At 49.0% G+C, this 17,311-nt stretch carries 12 protein-coding genes; 6 read left to right on the top strand and 6 right to left on the bottom strand.

The window, feature by feature from the left end; genetic code table 11:
• Positions 1–392: 392 nt before the first annotated feature.
• Positions 393–1,280 (bottom strand): radical SAM protein, encoded by an 888-nt coding sequence (locus MELB17_RS15795; RefSeq protein WP_007351299.1) that lies wholly within the window; start codon positions 1,278–1,280, stop codon positions 393–395.
• A 96-nt stretch (positions 1,281–1,376) separates the two neighbouring features.
• On the opposite strand from MELB17_RS15795, the gene MELB17_RS15790 reads away from it, so the two are divergent.
• From MELB17_RS15790 to MELB17_RS15770, 6 genes are read left to right on the top strand one after another with little or no spacing between them, the layout of a single operon-like run.
• Complete coding sequence (locus MELB17_RS15790) at positions 1,377–3,005, top strand: N-6 DNA methylase (RefSeq protein WP_036185085.1); 1,629 nt, start codon at positions 1,377–1,379, stop codon at positions 3,003–3,005.
• Entirely contained in the window at positions 3,005–4,444 is a 1,440-nt protein-coding gene (locus MELB17_RS15785) for a restriction endonuclease subunit S (protein WP_007351297.1), read from the top strand. Before MELB17_RS15790 ends, MELB17_RS15785 begins: the two co-directional genes overlap by 1 nt.
• Positions 4,441–5,370, top strand: a complete 930-nt coding sequence (locus tag MELB17_RS15780; protein WP_007351296.1) for a DUF5655 domain-containing protein — start codon at positions 4,441–4,443, stop codon at positions 5,368–5,370. Before MELB17_RS15785 ends, MELB17_RS15780 begins: the two co-directional genes overlap by 4 nt.
• A gap of 34 nt (positions 5,371–5,404) precedes the next feature.
• A complete protein-coding gene (locus MELB17_RS15775) occupies positions 5,405–9,955 on the top strand; it encodes a DUF3883 domain-containing protein (RefSeq protein ID WP_007351295.1) in 4,551 nt (1,516 codons plus the stop codon).
• Complete coding sequence (locus MELB17_RS24660; protein WP_007351294.1) at positions 9,924–10,169, top strand: hypothetical protein; 246 nt, start codon at positions 9,924–9,926, stop codon at positions 10,167–10,169. Before MELB17_RS15775 ends, MELB17_RS24660 begins: the two co-directional genes overlap by 32 nt.
• On the top strand, positions 10,150–11,856 hold the full coding sequence (locus MELB17_RS15770; RefSeq protein WP_007351293.1) for an NERD domain-containing protein: 1,707 nt from the start codon (positions 10,150–10,152) through the stop codon (positions 11,854–11,856). The genes MELB17_RS24660 and MELB17_RS15770 overlap by 20 nt, the downstream gene beginning before the upstream one ends.
• 185 nt (positions 11,857–12,041) lie before the next feature.
• Here MELB17_RS15770 and tnpB read toward each other — a convergent pair whose 3' ends face one another.
• The 5 genes from tnpB to MELB17_RS15745 form a co-directional block, all read right to left on the bottom strand.
• On the bottom strand, positions 12,042–12,338 hold the full coding sequence (gene tnpB / locus MELB17_RS15765; RefSeq protein WP_007351292.1) for an IS66 family insertion sequence element accessory protein TnpB: 297 nt from the start codon (positions 12,336–12,338) through the stop codon (positions 12,042–12,044).
• The gene (gene tnpA / locus MELB17_RS15760) at positions 12,338–12,658 is read right to left on the bottom strand and encodes an IS66 family insertion sequence element accessory protein TnpA (protein ID WP_007351291.1); all 321 of its coding nucleotides are present in this window, start codon (positions 12,656–12,658) and stop codon (positions 12,338–12,340) included. Before tnpA ends, tnpB begins: the two co-directional genes overlap by 1 nt.
• A gap of 178 nt (positions 12,659–12,836) precedes the next feature.
• Positions 12,837–14,432: an ATP-binding protein gene (locus MELB17_RS15755; protein WP_198136500.1), complete on the bottom strand. Its 1,596-nt coding sequence runs from the start codon at positions 14,430–14,432 to the stop codon at positions 12,837–12,839.
• The gene (locus tag MELB17_RS15750) at positions 14,422–16,503 is read right to left on the bottom strand and encodes a Mu transposase C-terminal domain-containing protein (RefSeq protein WP_007351289.1); all 2,082 of its coding nucleotides are present in this window, start codon (positions 16,501–16,503) and stop codon (positions 14,422–14,424) included. Before MELB17_RS15750 ends, MELB17_RS15755 begins: the two co-directional genes overlap by 11 nt.
• Positions 16,493–17,308, bottom strand: a complete 816-nt coding sequence (locus tag MELB17_RS15745) for a heteromeric transposase endonuclease subunit TnsA (RefSeq protein WP_007351288.1) — start codon at positions 17,306–17,308, stop codon at positions 16,493–16,495. Before MELB17_RS15745 ends, MELB17_RS15750 begins: the two co-directional genes overlap by 11 nt.
• Between the last annotated feature and the right edge of the window lie 3 nt (positions 17,309–17,311).

Raw genomic sequence — 17,311 nt, 5'->3', positions numbered from 1 at the left:
CAAGCTAATGGCACTCGTTCCCCAAGATCCTTCGGTCGAGCAATAGATGGCAGGAGATTCATACAGCTTAACCTGACGGTTAGCCCGGCTTTACCGAGCGCGAGAAGGGCTACCAGTCCTGACGATGGCCAAGCGTCCAGCTCATCTTTCAACTGCGCAGCATTCTCCTCCAACAAACCAGCGAAACCCTTCACCGGCTCTACGCCTCTCACCAAAAATGATCCGCTTGCACCCACTGCTTTACCATTACAGATATTCAAATCCCAGGTGGTGCTATCGGGTTTCTGATTGAATCGAACGACCTTTTCTCCAGCCCGGCGAACGACCTCTCCTTCCCCATTACCAATTAAGTGCCAGATGGGCATCAGTAATTGTGACTCACTCAGTAAACCTCATGTTTCAGGACGATCCTGCCAAGACTGATATATCTTTACCCACGATTTGGAACTTTGCTGCTCCATCAACGGCGTCCTCAGCTTCTCAGGAACGTAGTGCCCGTCTCGAAAGCGACCACATAAACGACATGCCTCATCCATTAAATCTCGCATATCATCGTCTGTTTCAGGGATGGATTTTCGACCTCGCTCAAGGCCAAGAACCCTGTCGATACCGCCTGCCACCGCACAAGGGTAATAACCCTGGGGTGTGAGTCCAATTCCACAACTCTGGGCAATATCACAGCCATTACGGAAGTCAGAAAAAGCGTACTGCCAGCTATCAATTGGCGCCATATTGAATGGACCGAACCCCGGCTGGACGTTCTCGCTCTTTGACGAATTCTCTACCTCAACGCCCTCGGGTATTCTGTCCAGAATCGAATTCACTCTCACACCATAACCATTAGTGACCACCTCAATGGCCGTCTCTGGAAAAACCTCCTTGAGCTTGCTCAGGACCTCTAGAATTCTAAGAAAATCGGGGTGCAAAGTGGGTTCCCCTCCCAGAATCCGGATGCGCCGCCAGTGGCGATTCTGAGCCATTGAGTCTGCAACAAACTGCTCAATCTGGGAGACATTGATATGACGGGCTTCTGGAGCTTGGGCAGAGGAGCGATTGCAGTTGTTGCACCTAAGGTTACACAGATATGTTAGATCTATCTCAATCAGATCCCGAGAGGGAGCATATTGATAGCCAAGTAGCTTGGTCACAGGAGTTTGAACCCTGACCCAACGCCACATACTCTTGAGGGCAAACTTTAGCCGTACCCAAAAAACGAAGCTGGTAGGGTAATTGTTTGGATAAACAAAACCACCCTCGCTCTTTTTTCTCTTAAAATGCAAAATGACTGGCCTCCTCCGTGTGCCCGAAATAAAAAATGCTGGCACCATAACGCCAGCTTTCCAATTGAAGGGCAAGCTCAAACCCAAGGTTCAAACATGACTAACAACGACATCGTCCAAAAACTCTGGAACCTCTGCGACGTCCTGCGGGACGACGGCATCAATTATTCAGATTACGTGACAGAACTGGTGCTGCTGCTGTTTATCAAAATGGTACACGAGAACACCGAGGCCGGCACGCTCAAGAAACACCCCCTACCCGAGGGCTGCCGCTGGACCGACCTGAACGGCAAATCAGGCATCAACCTGCTGAACGACTACAAACGCATCCTGCTTAGTCTCTCGACCGGTAGAGACAGCGACGGCACCTTGGTGCATAACGACCCGTTGATCAGCGCAATCTACACCGATGCCCAGACGCGGTTGCGCGAACCTCGCCATCTGGAACAGATGATCAAAACGCTGGATCAGATTGACTGGTTCAGCGCGCAGAAAGACGGTCTGGGTGATTTATACGAAGGCTTGCTGGAAAAAAACGCTAATGAGACCAAGTCCGGAGCTGGCCAGTACTTCACGCCCCGGGCACTGATCAACACAATGGTGGCCTGTATCAAACCTCAGGCCGGAGAGATGATTCAGGATCCGGCCGCCGGCACCGCAGGCTTCCTGATTGCCGCCGATCAACACGTCAAAGACCAGACCGACCAGCTGTTCGACCTGAATGCTAGGCAGCAAGCCTTCCAGCGCAACGACGCCTTTGTCGGTATCGAACTGGTTCCCAGCACCCGTCGGCTGGCCCTGATGAACTGTCTGCTGCACGGCATGGAAGGCGACGAAGAGGGTGTGATTCACCTGGGTAATGCTCTAGGCCAGCAAGGTGCCGGTCTGAAGAAGGCCGATGTCATTCTTGCCAACCCACCGTTCGGCACCAGCAAAGGCGGCGATGCCAGCATCACCCGGGACGACTTGACCTACAAGACCAGCAATAAACAACTGGCATTCCTGCAGCACATCTATCGCAACCTGAAACCCGGAGGCCGCGCCGCCGTGGTATTGCCGGATAACGTGCTGTTTGAAGCCGGTGTCGGCACCGAGGTGCGCCGCGACCTGATGCACAAATGCAACCTGCATACCATTTTGCGCCTGCCTACTGGCATTTTTTACGCCCAGGGTGTGAAAACCAACGTGCTGTTCTTCACCAAAGGCAGCGCGACCGACAAGCAACAGGAAGAAAACAGCACCGACAACGTCTGGATCTACGACCTGCGCACCAATATGACCAGCTTTGGCAAACGCACTCCCTTTGGCGAGCAGCACCTGAAACCGTTTGAAGCTGTGTACGGCGACGACTCCAATGGCCAGAGCCCCCGCACGGAAGGCGAGTGGAGCTTCCATTCTGACAAAATCGACCTGCCGGAAGAAATTAAAGTCACAGGCGAAAACCAAGGCGTGGATGAACGCATGATCCACAGCCGCTGGCGCTGTTTTTCTCGGAAATGGATCGCCGAGCATAAAGGCGACTCGCTGGATATCGTTTGGTTGAAAGACAGTGACAGTGTGGATGCGGCTAATTTGCCGGAGCCCAATGTTCTAGCCGGTGAAGCTATAAGTGAGCTGGTGCAGGCGCTGGGGGAATTGGGTGGGCTGATGCGGGAATTAGGGGCTGATGAGGAGGCTGATGGGCAACGTATTTTGTTGAACGAAGTACTTGGTGAGGTAAAGTAATGGCTTCTCATCGGTCAGAATGGGCACAGGTAATAGCTGCAACTGGTTTCACTCAAATTTCCACAACTGGCAAAAAGGTTAAAACCAAGGATTGCCTGCAAACCGGAAGATTCCCTGTTATTGATCAAGGCCAAAATCCGGTTGCTGGGTACGTGGATGATCCCGACAGGCTTATCAATGTTTCCGATCCACTTATCGTTTTTGGCGATCACACCCGAGCAGTAAAATGGGTCGACTTTAGCTTTGTACCTGGGGCGGATGGAACCAAGATTCTTCAACCGGAACCATATCTTTTTCCCCGTTTCGCGTATTACCAACTTCGATCATTAGAAATTCCTAATAAAGGGTACTCCCGGCATTTCAAGTTCTTAAAAGAGCTGAAGTTCGAGGTTGCCCCCCTCGCCGAACAAAAAACCATCGCTGTCAAACTCGACACTCTGCTGGCCCAGGTGGAAAACACCAAAGCCCGCCTCGAACGCATCCCAACAATCCTCAAACGTTTCCGCCAGTCCGTGCTGGCTGCAGCGGTGAGTGGGCGGTTAACGGAGGAGTGGAGGAACAATCGAACCACCAAATCGTCGCCAAAAAAGCTCTTGAACCACTTTGAGGAGCTACGCCAGATAGCGGTTCAAGACGAGAACCTAAGAACCGGAAAAAAAACCAAGTATAAGCCTGTGACTATCGACACTTATGGCACGCCCGGAGATTTGCCAAACTCGTGGTATTGGATACCTGTAGAAGCACTGGCCACCAAGGTCACTGACGGTGTTCATAAAAAACCCACATATATCAGCAATGGCGTGCCATTCATTACCGTCAAGAACCTAACAAAAGGTAACGGCATATCATTTACCGAAACAAACTACATCTCAACTCATGATCATGAGGAGTTTTGTAAGAGAACCAACCCGGAGAAAGGCGATATTCTCATATCGAAAGACGGAACTCTTGGCGTAGTCCGACAGATTCGCACCGACGCCATATTTAGCATTTTCGTCTCTGTGGCATTGGTAAAGCCAGCAGATAGAAGCATGAGCAATTACTTAGAACTCGCGTTTCAATCATCAGTGGTTCAGGGGCAAATGATTGGCGTTGGCACCGGTCTTCAACACATTCATTTGATCGACCTTCGAAAGGATTTGATACCTGTTCCCCCGCTTGAAGAACAAATCGAAATCGTTCACCAAGTAGACCAACTCTTCGCCTATGCCGAACGCGTCGAGCAACAAGTCAACAACGCCCTAGCCCGCGTCAACAAGCTCACCCAATCCATACTCGCCAAAGCCTTTCGGGGTGAACTTACTGAGCAGTGGCGCAAGGACAACCCGAACCTGATTAGTGGGGAGAACAGTGCTGCGGCGTTGCTGGAAAGGATAAAGGTCGAGAGAGCGGCGATGAAACCAACCAACGCAGCCCGCAAACGGAAGACCTCGGCATGAGTGATATCAAACTGTTTCGGCTGTCTGAGACCAGTGTTGAAGAACTGAGCGGAAAAAGCGCGCAACTGGAAAAGCATCTGCAAAACCATGTCGAAGCCAATATGGAGACTCTGATTGGCGTGCGTTTTCTAGCCAGCGAATATAGCACTGGCAAAACACATAAAGGCCGGATTGACTCTCTCGGTTTGGATGAAAACGGCTGCCCGGTGATTGTGGAATACAAACGCCACAACAACGAAAATATCATCAATCAGGGACTATTCTATCTGGACTGGCTGCTAGACCATCAGGCCGAGTTCAAATGGCTAGTAATGGAAAAAATCGGTAAGGCCGAGGCCGAGGGTATTGAGTGGTCCGGCACCCGGCTGATAGCTATTGCCTCAGATTTTAATAAGTATGACGAGCATGCGGTTCAGCAGATTAACCGTAATATTGAGCTCATGCGCTACCGTTATTTCGGTAACGAGCTGCTGCTCCTAGAGCTCGTAAACGCCCAAACAGCAAATCAGGCAGCGCCCACCGCCGGCGCACCACTAGCCCTAAAGAAAACTGGGAAAAACACTAGCAAAGACAAAAGCCAGCAGGAACGTCTCGCCGATGCGCCACCAGAACTGCTTGATCTGTTCCATACGGCCTGCCGCTACACCGAACAGTTGGGCGATGAAGTACAGCGCAAAGAACTCAAGCTTTACACTGCTTTCAAAAGCATTCGTAACTTCGTTTCTATTGTGGTTCAAACTGGGAAAGACTCACGATTGCAAATGTACCTGAAGCTCCCTGGATCGCTCGGCGAAGAAACAACCTTCAGCCGCGACGTAACCAACATTGGTCACTGGGGCACCGGCAATCTTGAGGTGAATGTTCGCACGGCGGAAGACTGGGAAAAGGCCCGGATATTAATTGAACGGGCGTACCAAGAAAGCTGATTCACACCAAGATTGCAGATCAAAGAGAATAATCATGGAAGAAGATAAAAATAAACTTGATCAAGCAGACGTTAGCGTGACCCGTGGCTCCTACACGGCGAACTTGCTCGGTAACATTCGGGGGCACCTTGCGGGTCTCCAAGGCTATGACATTATGGCTTTGGAGCTCATCCAAAACGCCGACGATGCCAAGGCACACGGCGTCGCCTTCGATATCACGGACGACGCACTGGTAGTCTGGAATAGCGGGGCGTTCACATACTGCGGGGAAATGAGTCCAGTGTGCCGCCTCATGCAAGAGGATAACTATAGCTGTGACTTCCACCGCATTGCCGATGTCGGGAGTGGCGGAAAACTTGCCAAAAGCGAGAATATTGGTCGATTCGGTATCGGTTTCGTTTCAGCCTATCAGGTTACGGATCACCCCGAAATCCACTCCTCCGGAATCAAGCTTCAGCTGATACCCGAGGAAGCACAGTATGCGTGTTCAAACATACCGCTGGAGACAGGAACCAAGTTCGTTCTCCCATGGGCAATGAACCCTCACTCAATTGGTCGGCGAGCAATTGGAGCGACTCCAGTGCGAGCCGGCGACATTGACCAACTTCAGCTTGAAGTCCTAGCGGTATTACGCAGGAGCCTTCTCTTTCTTCGGCACATCGAAACAACAGAGGTTCGTCGAAATGGCAAATTGCTGTTGCGCTGTGAACTGAACCGTTCTGATGATTCCTCACTTACTATTACTTATAGCCCCGAGCATTCAGTTGAGCGTTGGCATATTATCCGCGGAGATGCTGAACAAGAAGCTGAACGGCTAGCCAAAGAATATGACCTTTTAAAGAGCTTGAACCGCAGCTCAAAATTCGCGATTGCACTTAACTTAGATCCGGATTATCAGGACAAGGGCCTGCTTTACGCCTTTCTTCCTACTGAGCAGAACACAGGCTTACCTCTGCACATCAATGCGGATTTTTTCCCGGAGGCAGACCGCAAGGCGCTGATCTTTTCCGGAACTCAACATGCTAGGTACTGGAATGAAATGCTCATTTCGGCCGCGGCGGCTGAGCTGGCGCGGAATCCGGAATCTTTGGGCCGGCTAATCGGCGAGGAGGCCCTCTGGCGAATTATCCATCAAGCTTTTCAGATTGCCTCCCGAGATTCAGACTACCCTGCCTGTTTCAAGGCTTTTTGGAAGCAATTTAACGGCACCGTTCCGGCCTGCAAGGTTGCTATTGATACCAACGGGGAGCTCCATGTACCTAGCGAGATTTTTTTACCCAGCAGTACAAGATTCTCTGATGGTCAGCTTTCGGCCCTAAATCGTTTAGGCGCCAATGTTGTTTCTGAAAAACTTTCGCCCTACCGCAACACTTTGAGCAAAATTGGGGTTCCGACTCTCAGGCTGGACCCTCTTATTGCGATCCTGAGAGCGAACTTGTGCAATATAACGGGAGAAAGCTGTCGAACAACTGAAGAAATGCTCAAGCAATTCTGGGTTCCACTCTGGAGTATTATTGAAGAATTGATGCCAGCGAATTTCTTCAAGAACCGCTTGGTGGATCAGTTAAAAACTCTCCGCTTTCTGGTGACGGAAGGTTTGTATACCGTTTCTGCAGCAGATGCCTATCAATGTAGCAGGATAATTAATGCGAGTTTGGCAGCTCGGCTATTTCCGAAGATGTTCATCTGTTCTCGACATATTGCCGATCATCCTAATATCAGCAAGCTCGTTGCGGATCTTGATCTTCAAGCAGTAACAAATCATCTCTCGAAACAAATATCTCGACATGATTTGGAATACTGCATCAACATTGAAGCCGATGCTCTAAAAGATATTTATGACTTTTTCCCAGAAATTGACAATCTCGGCTACTCCTCTAATCAGGTCTATAAAGCCCTTTCGAACCTTCCAATTTGGAGCTCAAGCCAAGGTTTGATTAAGGCCTCAAGCGCGCTTCTTCCGGGTAATTTTGAAGATCCAACTGGGAAAGGCGCACTCCTAAATACCAGTGTTCTGACTGCTACTGCCAAACAATTTATTTCTGAAAAGTTAGGCGTCAAAACTCAGTCAATTAGTGCCTTTGTCGAAACGATGCTGCCCACGTTTTTTGATTCCTCAGGTCCTCTGGATGAAAGTCGGTACAGTATCCTTATTCGTGAGCTTTCTAATCACCCTGAGCTTCTCGACCATACAAATGCGTTTAAAACCCTCCAGAGCCTGCCAATCCTGCCGACGCAAGGTGGAGGGTGGTCCGAACCAGCTTCCGTGTATGCACGCACCGAGCAGCTCGAAAACGTGCTTGGCAATGATGACCACCTTTGGCTAGACTTTTCCAAACTACCAGTAGCTCAATCCGTCAAAAGCTTTGTTGACGCTCTTGGTGTTCTACACTCTCCAGCTCCAATCCACCTTGTCCAACGCCTAAAAAACTTGGCTGAGGCACATCACCCAGATGAAACCGTTAAGAAACTATCAGCAGAAGCCTTCTATACGCTGTGTGAAGTTGTTCATGGGCAAGCCGGAACCGAGACTCTCTCAGAAGCTGTATCAAAACTAAAAGCAGCCCGTTGTCTGCCCGCGAAAAACGACGAGAAGAACTGGTATTACCCAGTTGATCTGTATACACCATTCCGATCTGAGGGTTTTGAAAGCCAAGCTCACATTCTGGACTTCAGAAATACAAACAGGCTAAACACTGAGCTTCTGGAAGATATCGGCGTAAAACTCAAAGCCCCGACAGAACTTGTTGTGTCGCACCTTCAACACTGTATGGAAAACGGAACACCGCCACACGAGACGTGCTATCGAATACTGAGTGAGCGCGCAAAAGATGACTCTGAGGTGACTAAACTTCGGGGAACATCGTGTATTTACGTCGAAAAATTACAGGCTTTCGTGAAGCCCAGCAAAATCTATTGGTCACAGCAACAACTGGGGCGCTTCGCATACAGGGTTCCTCCAAATCTTGAGCACTTCACCAACTTTTTTAATGTCGTCGGCGTCAAGGATTCGCCAGATGTCGATGAGCTTGTTGAGATTCTTCTGGAAATAATTGCCGAATTCTTCGAGCAATCAAAACCATTAACTGGAGCAGACAGAGCGGTATATCAGTCTTGTTTGCATCATTTAGCCGAGGCTTTTACTCAGGGAAGTCTCGAACAACACAATTTAGTTCAGCTCCAGAAAGCCCCATGCATTCTGAATTTCGACGATTACTTCGTTCACCCGGATGAAGTGCTGCTACATGATAGCGAGTGGTTGGCAAAATTTTTTGACGGCAACATGGATCAGGGTCTCTGCAAACTAGATCCTGAACTCTGGATTTTCGCAGACGCTTTAGGTGTTAAACGTCTCAGCAGGGCCTGCCATCTAAAGCTGGACAAAATAGTCGGAGAGAAACTTCCAGAACAAGAGGTGAGCAAAACGCTAGGAAATCGGGCAAGAGTTATCCTCAGGCTCTTTCACGATAAACCCAGGACTATCCAAGAGCGAATTACGCCGACACTCTTCAACCTCAGTGTATACAGTACCGACAACACCTTTCTGCAGGCTATAGCTGTTATTGATAGTCAGGAAATTCATGCACCTGTGTGCAGTGCTAACGCTTTCTTTGACCAGGAAACTAACGAACTACTTGTAACTAGACCTATTAGCAATGCGAGCTGGGCTCCTATTCTAACATCGCTTTTACACCACCTGATGCCAGAAGAGTCAGGTAGTGCTATTTCAAACCTTACGCTAAGCCTGTACTCACTACTCAACATGAGCCCGGAAGTTGCAGATACCCACCTAACAAGCTGTGGTATACCCCCACTCCCCGAGAACGAGGAAGTTGACGGTTATGATCTAAGTACTCAAGAGTTGGGTGAGCTAGGCCACAATTCTACAGAGAATGAGCCTGTCGAAGGCTCAATGAATAATTTTTCGGATGAGCCAGCATGTGAGGCGCACAGTGGTTCTGAAGATGAACCTACCAAAACAGAGCCAGGTTCAGACACTACATCAGTGACTCGTTTTAATAGCGAGAGCAACCTAGCCACCAAAGAGCCCGGAAATTCCGACTCCACGGCGCACAACGGACAAGATCGCAGCAGTGGAAGCGACAACAAACCAAAACGCCGATCCAAGCACAAGGAGCAGTGGGATAAAAGGTTGTTGTCTTATGTGAAGAGGAGAGATCCTTCCAACGATGATACCTCTGCAACCGGCGATGGAAATGAACACAACCTTGGTGTCGAGGTGATTGCTCGACAAGCGGTTTGTGACTTTGAAAAACGACGGGGGCGTGTACCCACCCAGATGCCGCAAACACACCCCGGTTATGACATTGAAAGCCTAGACACAGAAACTGGTGAAAGCCGAATGATTGAAGTGAAGGGCGTGAACGGGGAGTGGAATCAAACTGGGGTTGGTCTATCTGGCTTGCAATTTGATTACGCAAAAAAATATAACGATTCATATTGGCTGTATGTTATCGAGTTCGCTGCAGACCCAGACAACATAAGAGTTCACCCCATTCAAAATCCCGCATCACAAGTTACGTCTTTTATGTTTGACGGTAACTGGAGAGGCGCAGCCCTTTGAAGAGGTAGAAGATCCAACTTCAGGATTCGTCTTTGGCGCGAGAATACAGCACGATAAACTGGGAATCGGCGAAATTATCGAAACTAAAAAACGAGGCGTGGTAAAAATGTTAACCGTCCAGTTCGAAGATAAGCCCCAACCAACCAAGAACGTCGCTATCAACATTTATCAGATGAAAATATTGGAGCCTGAAGATGGCGACGATCATTCCTGAACTATCAGAGGCTCAGCTAGATGAACTCCAATCAAGTGCAGAGGCTAAAGTATACAGATCATTTCGTGACAACCTTGCCTCATCCTATACGGTGCTATTTCAGGTAGGTTGGATTCTGAAAAATGAACGTGATCGAGCCCGAGATGGCGAATGCGACTTTATCGTATGTCACCCAAAGTTGGGCTACCTTTGTGTTGAGGTAAAAGGTGGGGGGATTTCCTACAAGGCTGAATCAGATACATGGTATTCCGTCGATCGACATCAAAATAAGTTCTCAATAAAAGACCCTGTCCAGCAAGCTCTCAAAGCCAAATATTCCATATTCTCCAAGCTCAAGGAGCACCCTTCATGGCGAAATTACGGCCTGAACAATGTTCTCAGAGGACATGCTGTATATTTTCCTGACATTGGCGACCCAATACCATTATCACGACCGAATATGCCAGCTAGTCTCATTGGCACCAAAGCCGCACTGAATAGTCCACAGGAATGGGTCGATAACGCATTCCGCTATTGGGGAAGCGCCTCAACTAACTTCAATCCTATCGAGCAGTCCGGTATTGATTTTATGAAGAAGGTTTTTGCTCAATCTTTTTCAGTTCCTGCTTTGATTTCAGTACAACTTGATGAGATTGAAGAACGACGAATACACCTAACTAATCAGCAAATTAGTATTCTCGGCCTGCTCCAATCACATCGGCGCGTTGCAATCAGAGGTGGCGCCGGCACCGGTAAAACTGTTCTCGCTATGGAAAAAGCTCGCCGTCTTGCCACTGATGGATTCAAAACACTTTTGACCTGTTATAACAGACAGTTAGCAGATCACCTGATGCATCTTGCCCAGGACATCCCGAATCTTGATGTGATGAGTTTTCACCAACTTTGCTACCAATGGGTTGATCGTGCAGATAGAACGACTGGAAGGAACTTAAAAAGCGAATCAAAAGTAACTTTTCCCGGAACCGGTTTTTTTGAAGTGCAACTGCCCATGGCACTCTCCTTCGCGCTCGACGTAACCGAGGAGCGTTACGATGCAATCATATGTGATGAGGGACAAGATTTCGGTGAGGAATACTGGATCCCATTAGAACTCTTGCTGACAGACACAGAAGAAAGTCCATTCTATGTATTCTATGACGAGAACCAGAACATCTATTCTCGTACTAGTACTTTTCCCATTCAGACCCCTCCTATTACACTAACCAAAAACTGCAGGAATACTATATCAATTCATAACGCAGCGTATGGTCACTACCGTGGTGTACCTATTGATCCACCTGAAATAGATGGAGAGGAATTAGTTTTTGACACTGCTCCGAACTTGGCATCGCAAGCGCGCAAGATTCATTCGAGGATTGTCGAGCTAATTCATCAACAAGGCGTCAGCGCAAACGATATCACCGTATTGATCGGCGATGCGAAAAATAAGTCTGGTTACTACGCTTCTCTGAAAGGCCTCCCTCTTCCCGGAGCAGTAAGTTGGTTAGAAGAAGGTCATAAATCCATAAATGGCGTATTGCTAGAAACTGTTAATCGCTTTAAGGGTTTAGAGTCCCAGATAATCATATTGTGGGGATTGGACGGCTTGGATCTCCAGTCGAATGAAGAATTGCTTTATGTCGGGTTGAGTAGAGCAAAATCGCTACTTATCGTTTGCTCTACTCCTGCAACTATTGATCTACTCTAATAAACTTCTTGCGTCGACGATTGGGGTAAGTCGATCGGATTTTAGGTCACGATAAATAGATAGAGAGCTCAATCAATAATCACCCCCTCTAGAAATAGTAAAAATTTAACCTATTGAAAAATAGTGCATTAATTTTCTCACACTTGCTTCAGGTCTAAACAAATAGAACTGGTGAGTAGGAGTGCCTAAAGGTCTGATGGATGGTTACCCATCAGCTCATCTGAGGCCTTCGGCCACTTGAATTTCTCCTCCGCCAACGATTTGTAATAGAGCACAAAATCGTTGTCTCCCCACATCAGACATTTGATCTTGTTTCGGTGCTTGTTGGTGAAGGCATAAAGCGCACCGGTAAACGGATTGTGGCCCAGTTCCTGTTCAACCAAGACTGCCAGGCCCTGGGCCTGCTTACGGAAATCAACGGGCGCCCGGTACAGATAAATCTCTGGCAACGACAAGGACGGGCGTAAATATCGGTGGCGCATCACAGCTGTCTCAAAACAGCGCCCAGCAACTCAATGTTGCCGGCGTGTAAACCGGTGATGGAAGCACCACCGGGAAGTGACACCGTCAAGTCGTCGGCTTCGCAGATGCCAACGCTAGGAGCAGAAACGACCCGAGCGAACCCGGTGGCCGCTTGATCCTGCTTTGGAGAGCCTTCAGTCGGAGCCAGCTTCTGGCGCCAGTAAACAAATTGATGATAAACCAGCGACTGTTGTTTGCAGTAAGCGCTGCCGGACACGCCGGAGGCTTCCCAGTCAGTGATATGCTGCTGCCAGACGTGCGCTCGTTCGGTTGGGGTCATGCTGATTCCTCATGGAATGGGTGAGGAGTCAATGTGTGTAATCGGCGAGCCGGAATGTAGGTGCTGATTTATTGGCGCTTACAGCGAACCCGGTGGCCGCTTGCTCTTGCTCCAGGGAGTCTTCAGTCAAGACTAGATGGATCGAAAAACGGGTATACGGGAATTCTATCTTGCGCCCTCAAAGATAAGCCGATAGCTCAATAACCACACCACTTTTCTTCAAATTTCGGTATGTCGCCTCAGAATCGTCATCCCGGGTCAACCGAAGGTCATCTTTCAAGTAAACTGGGCGCAACTTCTCTTTTTTCTGAGAACTGGCTTTGATTTCAGGCTGCCCCGGAGTCTTCTCCTCCAGCTTTTTAATATGAGCCACTAACGAGAATAAATCCTCATCTGGCCGCTCCTCCAGAGCCTGCTCAGCAACAATGGGCGCAATATCTTCCCCAATACCCATCTGACCTAATATCGCAATCAGACGCTCCAGTTTGGAGCTCTGAGCATCAGTCTGTGTTTTTTGATCAACAGGCAGATGCGAAGCTTTCTGCAAAGCACTCTGAACACGCAGCGCCTCCCTGGGTATATCAAGGTCAGCGAATTGAAGAATCGTTGCTTCTCGGCCACTTCGTAAAGCGGCAATCATCGGATGCATCATCGCAAGCTCTTCTTGGTAGACCTTGGTTACGATCGCTCGATCTATCGACTCCCGACCCGACACAACTGCTCTTACTTGGCTGAGATAGAAAAGAGCAACGGCTATGTGCGCAATACCCTGGGTGTACTCCCAGAACAAGTCCATCATTTCATCAGTGAAAGGAGTCGCGTGCTCAAACCACTGCAGCTTCCATAGTCGCTTGAAGAATCTTTCCCACTCTTCATCACTGCCCGTATTCTCGGTGCGTGCAAACCGCCCCCATTCCAGACTGCCAAACTGAGCCGCCCTTCGCGCCGACCGCATAGTCGGCTGAAAAAGCTCTAGAGCTTTGGGCGTCCCGATAAAAAGGACTGGTACTTTGATCACGTTGGTCAGAGTAACAAAGAAGTTGAGCATCTGGGCCGCACCTCCCGACCGGGATTTCTCCAAGTGCTGAATCTCATCAATGACGAGCACGCCGACTGAATGCAGCGCAGACACACGAGCAACGTCTCCCAGCATAGACTCTGCAGAAGATCTACTTTTCACATAGAGCGCTTGGTAATCCGTACCCAGCGCATCGTCAATAGCTCGGAAAAAATGGGTACATAAACTCTTCACTGAGCCATCATGGGGGCATTCCACTTTTAACCAAACAAGCTGGCAATGTTGGTAGTCAGGATGGTAAATCGCTTGCGGATAACTCCTTAAGATAGCCTCTATCGCCGTTGTCTTACCGGTACCAGAACATCCAATGACAGAACTGACCAACGCCTCATTACCGGCGTTTCGTAAGATTGCTGTGAAGTCAGTACGTGCCACATCATCAAGATTACGGTGGTAATCAGACGCAGCGATATTCCGGCTCAGATACCCACGGCGAATCATGCCCGAAATCATTTGCTCCAACTGAAGATGGGATTTGGTTGGATACAGAAATTGATCCAGAATTCGCATCATTGCATGACGTCGAATGTGGGCTGGCAATAATTTTTCAGCTTCATCTACGCTCGGGAAGCGACCTAGCATCTTCGCAGTAGCCTGCGGTGAGTTAATAGGAGGCAAAGCATTAATCAGTGGATGCCCTTCATATTCCCGGATTTCTGCTTCTCGATACTCGGCGAGTGGCAACTTAATCATCATCGTCCTCCAAGAAAGCATCCAAATCGGGGTAGTCTATGCTCTCATTTGGATGCGGTTTTTGAGAGCGGAAAGGCACTATATCGGCTGGGCGATCTCGCTTGACCTGACTATCATTTTTAATAGCACTTTGATCCCTTTCGGTCTCTTTTTCTGTCACGCGATTGTCCCGTATTCCACGGAGTCGTGCCGAATCACTGGCAGATGACTTATTGGTTTTTTGTCGCTTCTTGGCAGTCGCAACAATTTTTTCAACGGCGGCCAGTGAATCTGGCTTTCGATAATCCTCAGCCTGTCGAGCGGTCGCTTTCGTACGGCCCACAGCTTGGAGCACCCCAGCGGCTTCCATAAAACTCATATCGCGAAATCTGCGACTTCTGTCCGAAAGTTCGCACACCCAATAATTCTCAAACGTTTTGTCGGGTCTCAGATAGACCGTATTGGTTCGCCTGGGATCGAAGGCGACTTCAACTTTTGATGGCCGGTTCTGGCGGATCCGATCAAACCAACCTGCTGTAATTGCTTCCCGACAAGTATAAACAAGACCTTTGAGGGTAATGCCCATCTGAGACACTGTTCCAATTTCATAGGGCAAAAGGTTAATTCGAGCTAAATTCTCGTCGCATGACCGGAGCTTGCCGGTGCGGTTCTGGATTCCCCAATTCCATAGATCCAACGGTATTGATGGCAGATCTACTGGCATATCGGGCGCAAGGTCATAGCCTTCAATAACATGTTGGGTGTTATAGACAACAACCAAGTTGATCAGCATTTTTGTGAATTCAGAAATATTCAGAACTGCATCCAATTCATAGCGCTTACCGATGCGCTTCTTGCCATTCATCGGCTCCACTACACCACCCACGTAAGGCCGGAACTGACTCTGAATTGTGTTGAAGAACCGCTCGCAGATCGCTTTGTCATCACCTCGGTAGGCCCGTGAGTTACTCAGTTGCACGCCAAACCTGTTAACCAGCACATCGGCTTGGCGGTATAGAAGTTCGCCCCTATCGGCCATCATCCCCGCAGGAATGCCGATACTGGGCCAATCTTCTGTTCGGATATCCACTCCGTATTCCCGGCAATAGGCCCTTTTGTCACTAAAGGAATTACTCAACGCCAGCATTGCGGCCACCCAAGAGGGGTTTTCCAGGCCCACGTACATGCCAACCACCATTCGGCTGAACACATCTTTGACGAAGTACAAAACGGGTCGACCGATGATGACGTTAGGATCATCTTCGGCCACGAGATAAAGATCACCGATCGTCGCATCGATTTCGTATCGTGCTCCCGGGCCAAAATTCAAATTCGCTGACGTACTTGTCAACGCTCGCATATCTTTTTCGTAAATTCGTGCAGGAGTTCGCTTCCGCGCGACTACGCTATTCTGATAGTTAGTCTTAAAAAAATACCGAAACTGCTTCAGTGTGGGCACCGCCGATTCAGTGGCAGTGGGATATCGAGCTTTAAAGAGGCCAACAGCTTTATCCTTCGCCGCAGTCAACGGCACCTTTTCATTCGTCAGATAAAAGCCATCGAGCACCATGCGAAACAGCTCCGCTACCTCCTCTGTTACTGGTACACCTACCCCTGGAGAAACCGTTCGCTTTCGCCCAACTTTGTTTTCAATTTCGCGCCTTGGCCGCCCAGCGGCTCCGCATTTATGGTGATCCGATGCCAAAGCATTTGGTGCCATTCCCCTTTGCCAGAAACGCCGAAGTTGGCGAGTGATGTAAAGTCTCGGCTTATCAGTAGATATTAGGAGCTGGCTTATCAGCCGATTACGCTCACTTTTGATGAACATCAGCGCATAATCGCCAAGTAAAGGGCTAATGGTACTCCAGGCTTCGTCCCGTCTTGCCGCGCCAACGCTGCCCTCTTCGACACTGACCAAAGGGTATGGGTCAGAGATAGATTCATATCCAGCTGCATGGAATTCTTCTTCTGAGATTTGGAAAGGCCAGGCTTTCTCGCTATCTACATCTATCAGCATTAAGTCACTCAGGTGCTCAAGAACGACTCTGTAACGTCTATTTGTATAGGGATCGCTGAAAACTTGATTAAGAAGCATTATTCACCCCGGCGACTGGCACTGTTTCTCTGAGTGCGAGGTCTCCATAGGTCCAGCTGTGGAACGCTTTATCTAAAGGAGCCCGTATGAATCGGTAGGCCACCGCATGCCTGAGGATGCTCAAATGAAACCCGGGGTCTAGTTCATATTGGTCGTCGAGCTTTGCGCACAGCCGTGTCACCTTGGCTTGGGGGTACGGCTCCAGCCGGTACAAAAGATCCTGCACGTCTGCAACGCCCAGCTCTTGGTGATTGGTCATGTCCGGATTTAGGTAAGGCTGGATCCAGAGCAGATTTTCTCGCATACCATCAGTTACTTCCCTCTGTGTGAAAATCCTCCATTCGATTCCGCGAGCTTCCCAGAATGTTTTTTCAATTTGGAGTTTTTCCATAACTCTTAGCTTTGATAGTTCTGATGAGGGTTTGACGGCAATCGCCAGTTGCTTACCCGAAGACAGGTCGATCAAAAGATCGGTTGAAACGACGGTCAGAAAGCCACGGACCTGAGGATGACGAATACCCAAGCGAGCACAGATATCGAGAGTGTCCTCGATTGGCAGGGGATATTGTTCACGGATATCGATGGTTTTCTCAAATTGATCGAAAATCAGGAAGGCATAAAGTTCTATACCAGATAGCAGGTGATGCACTCGACCGACCGAAGCACTTCGAATTCGAACACTTTCACCCTGACTGCTGAGCTCATGAACCTTAATGAATGGTTCATAGTCTTTTCCTGCTCCCCGACCACGGGTTTTGAGCAGCCTTTCGTGTTTCGGATCGATGGGTTTATTAGTATCTGCCATAAA

Source organism: Marinobacter sp. ELB17 (genome assembly GCF_000169375.1).
GTDB lineage: Bacteria > Pseudomonadota > Gammaproteobacteria > Pseudomonadales > Oleiphilaceae > Marinobacter.
The sequence above is the reverse complement of the archived record's forward strand: the minus strand, read 5'-3'. Positions and strand labels throughout refer to the sequence as shown.

What these genes read in the sequence shown, in the direction of transcription:
- MELB17_RS15780 (WP_007351296.1), top strand. Translation starts at nt 4,441, where the DNA reads ATGAGTGATATCAAACTGTTTCGGCTGTCTGAGACCAGTGTTGAAGAA.
- MELB17_RS15790 (WP_036185085.1), top strand. Translation starts at nt 1,377, where the DNA reads ATGACTAACAACGACATCGTCCAAAAACTCTGGAACCTCTGCGACGTC.
- MELB17_RS15770 (WP_007351293.1), top strand. Translation starts at nt 10,150, where the DNA reads ATGGCGACGATCATTCCTGAACTATCAGAGGCTCAGCTAGATGAACTC.
- MELB17_RS15785 (WP_007351297.1), top strand. Translation starts at nt 3,005, where the DNA reads ATGGCTTCTCATCGGTCAGAATGGGCACAGGTAATAGCTGCAACTGGT.
- MELB17_RS15775 (WP_007351295.1), top strand. Translation starts at nt 5,405, where the DNA reads ATGGAAGAAGATAAAAATAAACTTGATCAAGCAGACGTTAGCGTGACC.
- tnpA (WP_007351291.1), bottom strand. Translation starts at nt 12,658, where the DNA reads ATGACCCCAACCGAACGAGCGCACGTCTGGCAGCAGCATATCACTGAC.
- MELB17_RS15755 (WP_198136500.1), bottom strand. Translation starts at nt 14,432, where the DNA reads ATGATGATTAAGTTGCCACTCGCCGAGTATCGAGAAGCAGAAATCCGG.
- MELB17_RS15750 (WP_007351289.1), bottom strand. Translation starts at nt 16,503, where the DNA reads ATGCTTCTTAATCAAGTTTTCAGCGATCCCTATACAAATAGACGTTAC.
- MELB17_RS15745 (WP_007351288.1), bottom strand. Translation starts at nt 17,308, where the DNA reads ATGGCAGATACTAATAAACCCATCGATCCGAAACACGAAAGGCTGCTC.
- tnpB (WP_007351292.1), bottom strand. Translation starts at nt 12,338, where the DNA reads ATGCGCCACCGATATTTACGCCCGTCCTTGTCGTTGCCAGAGATTTAT.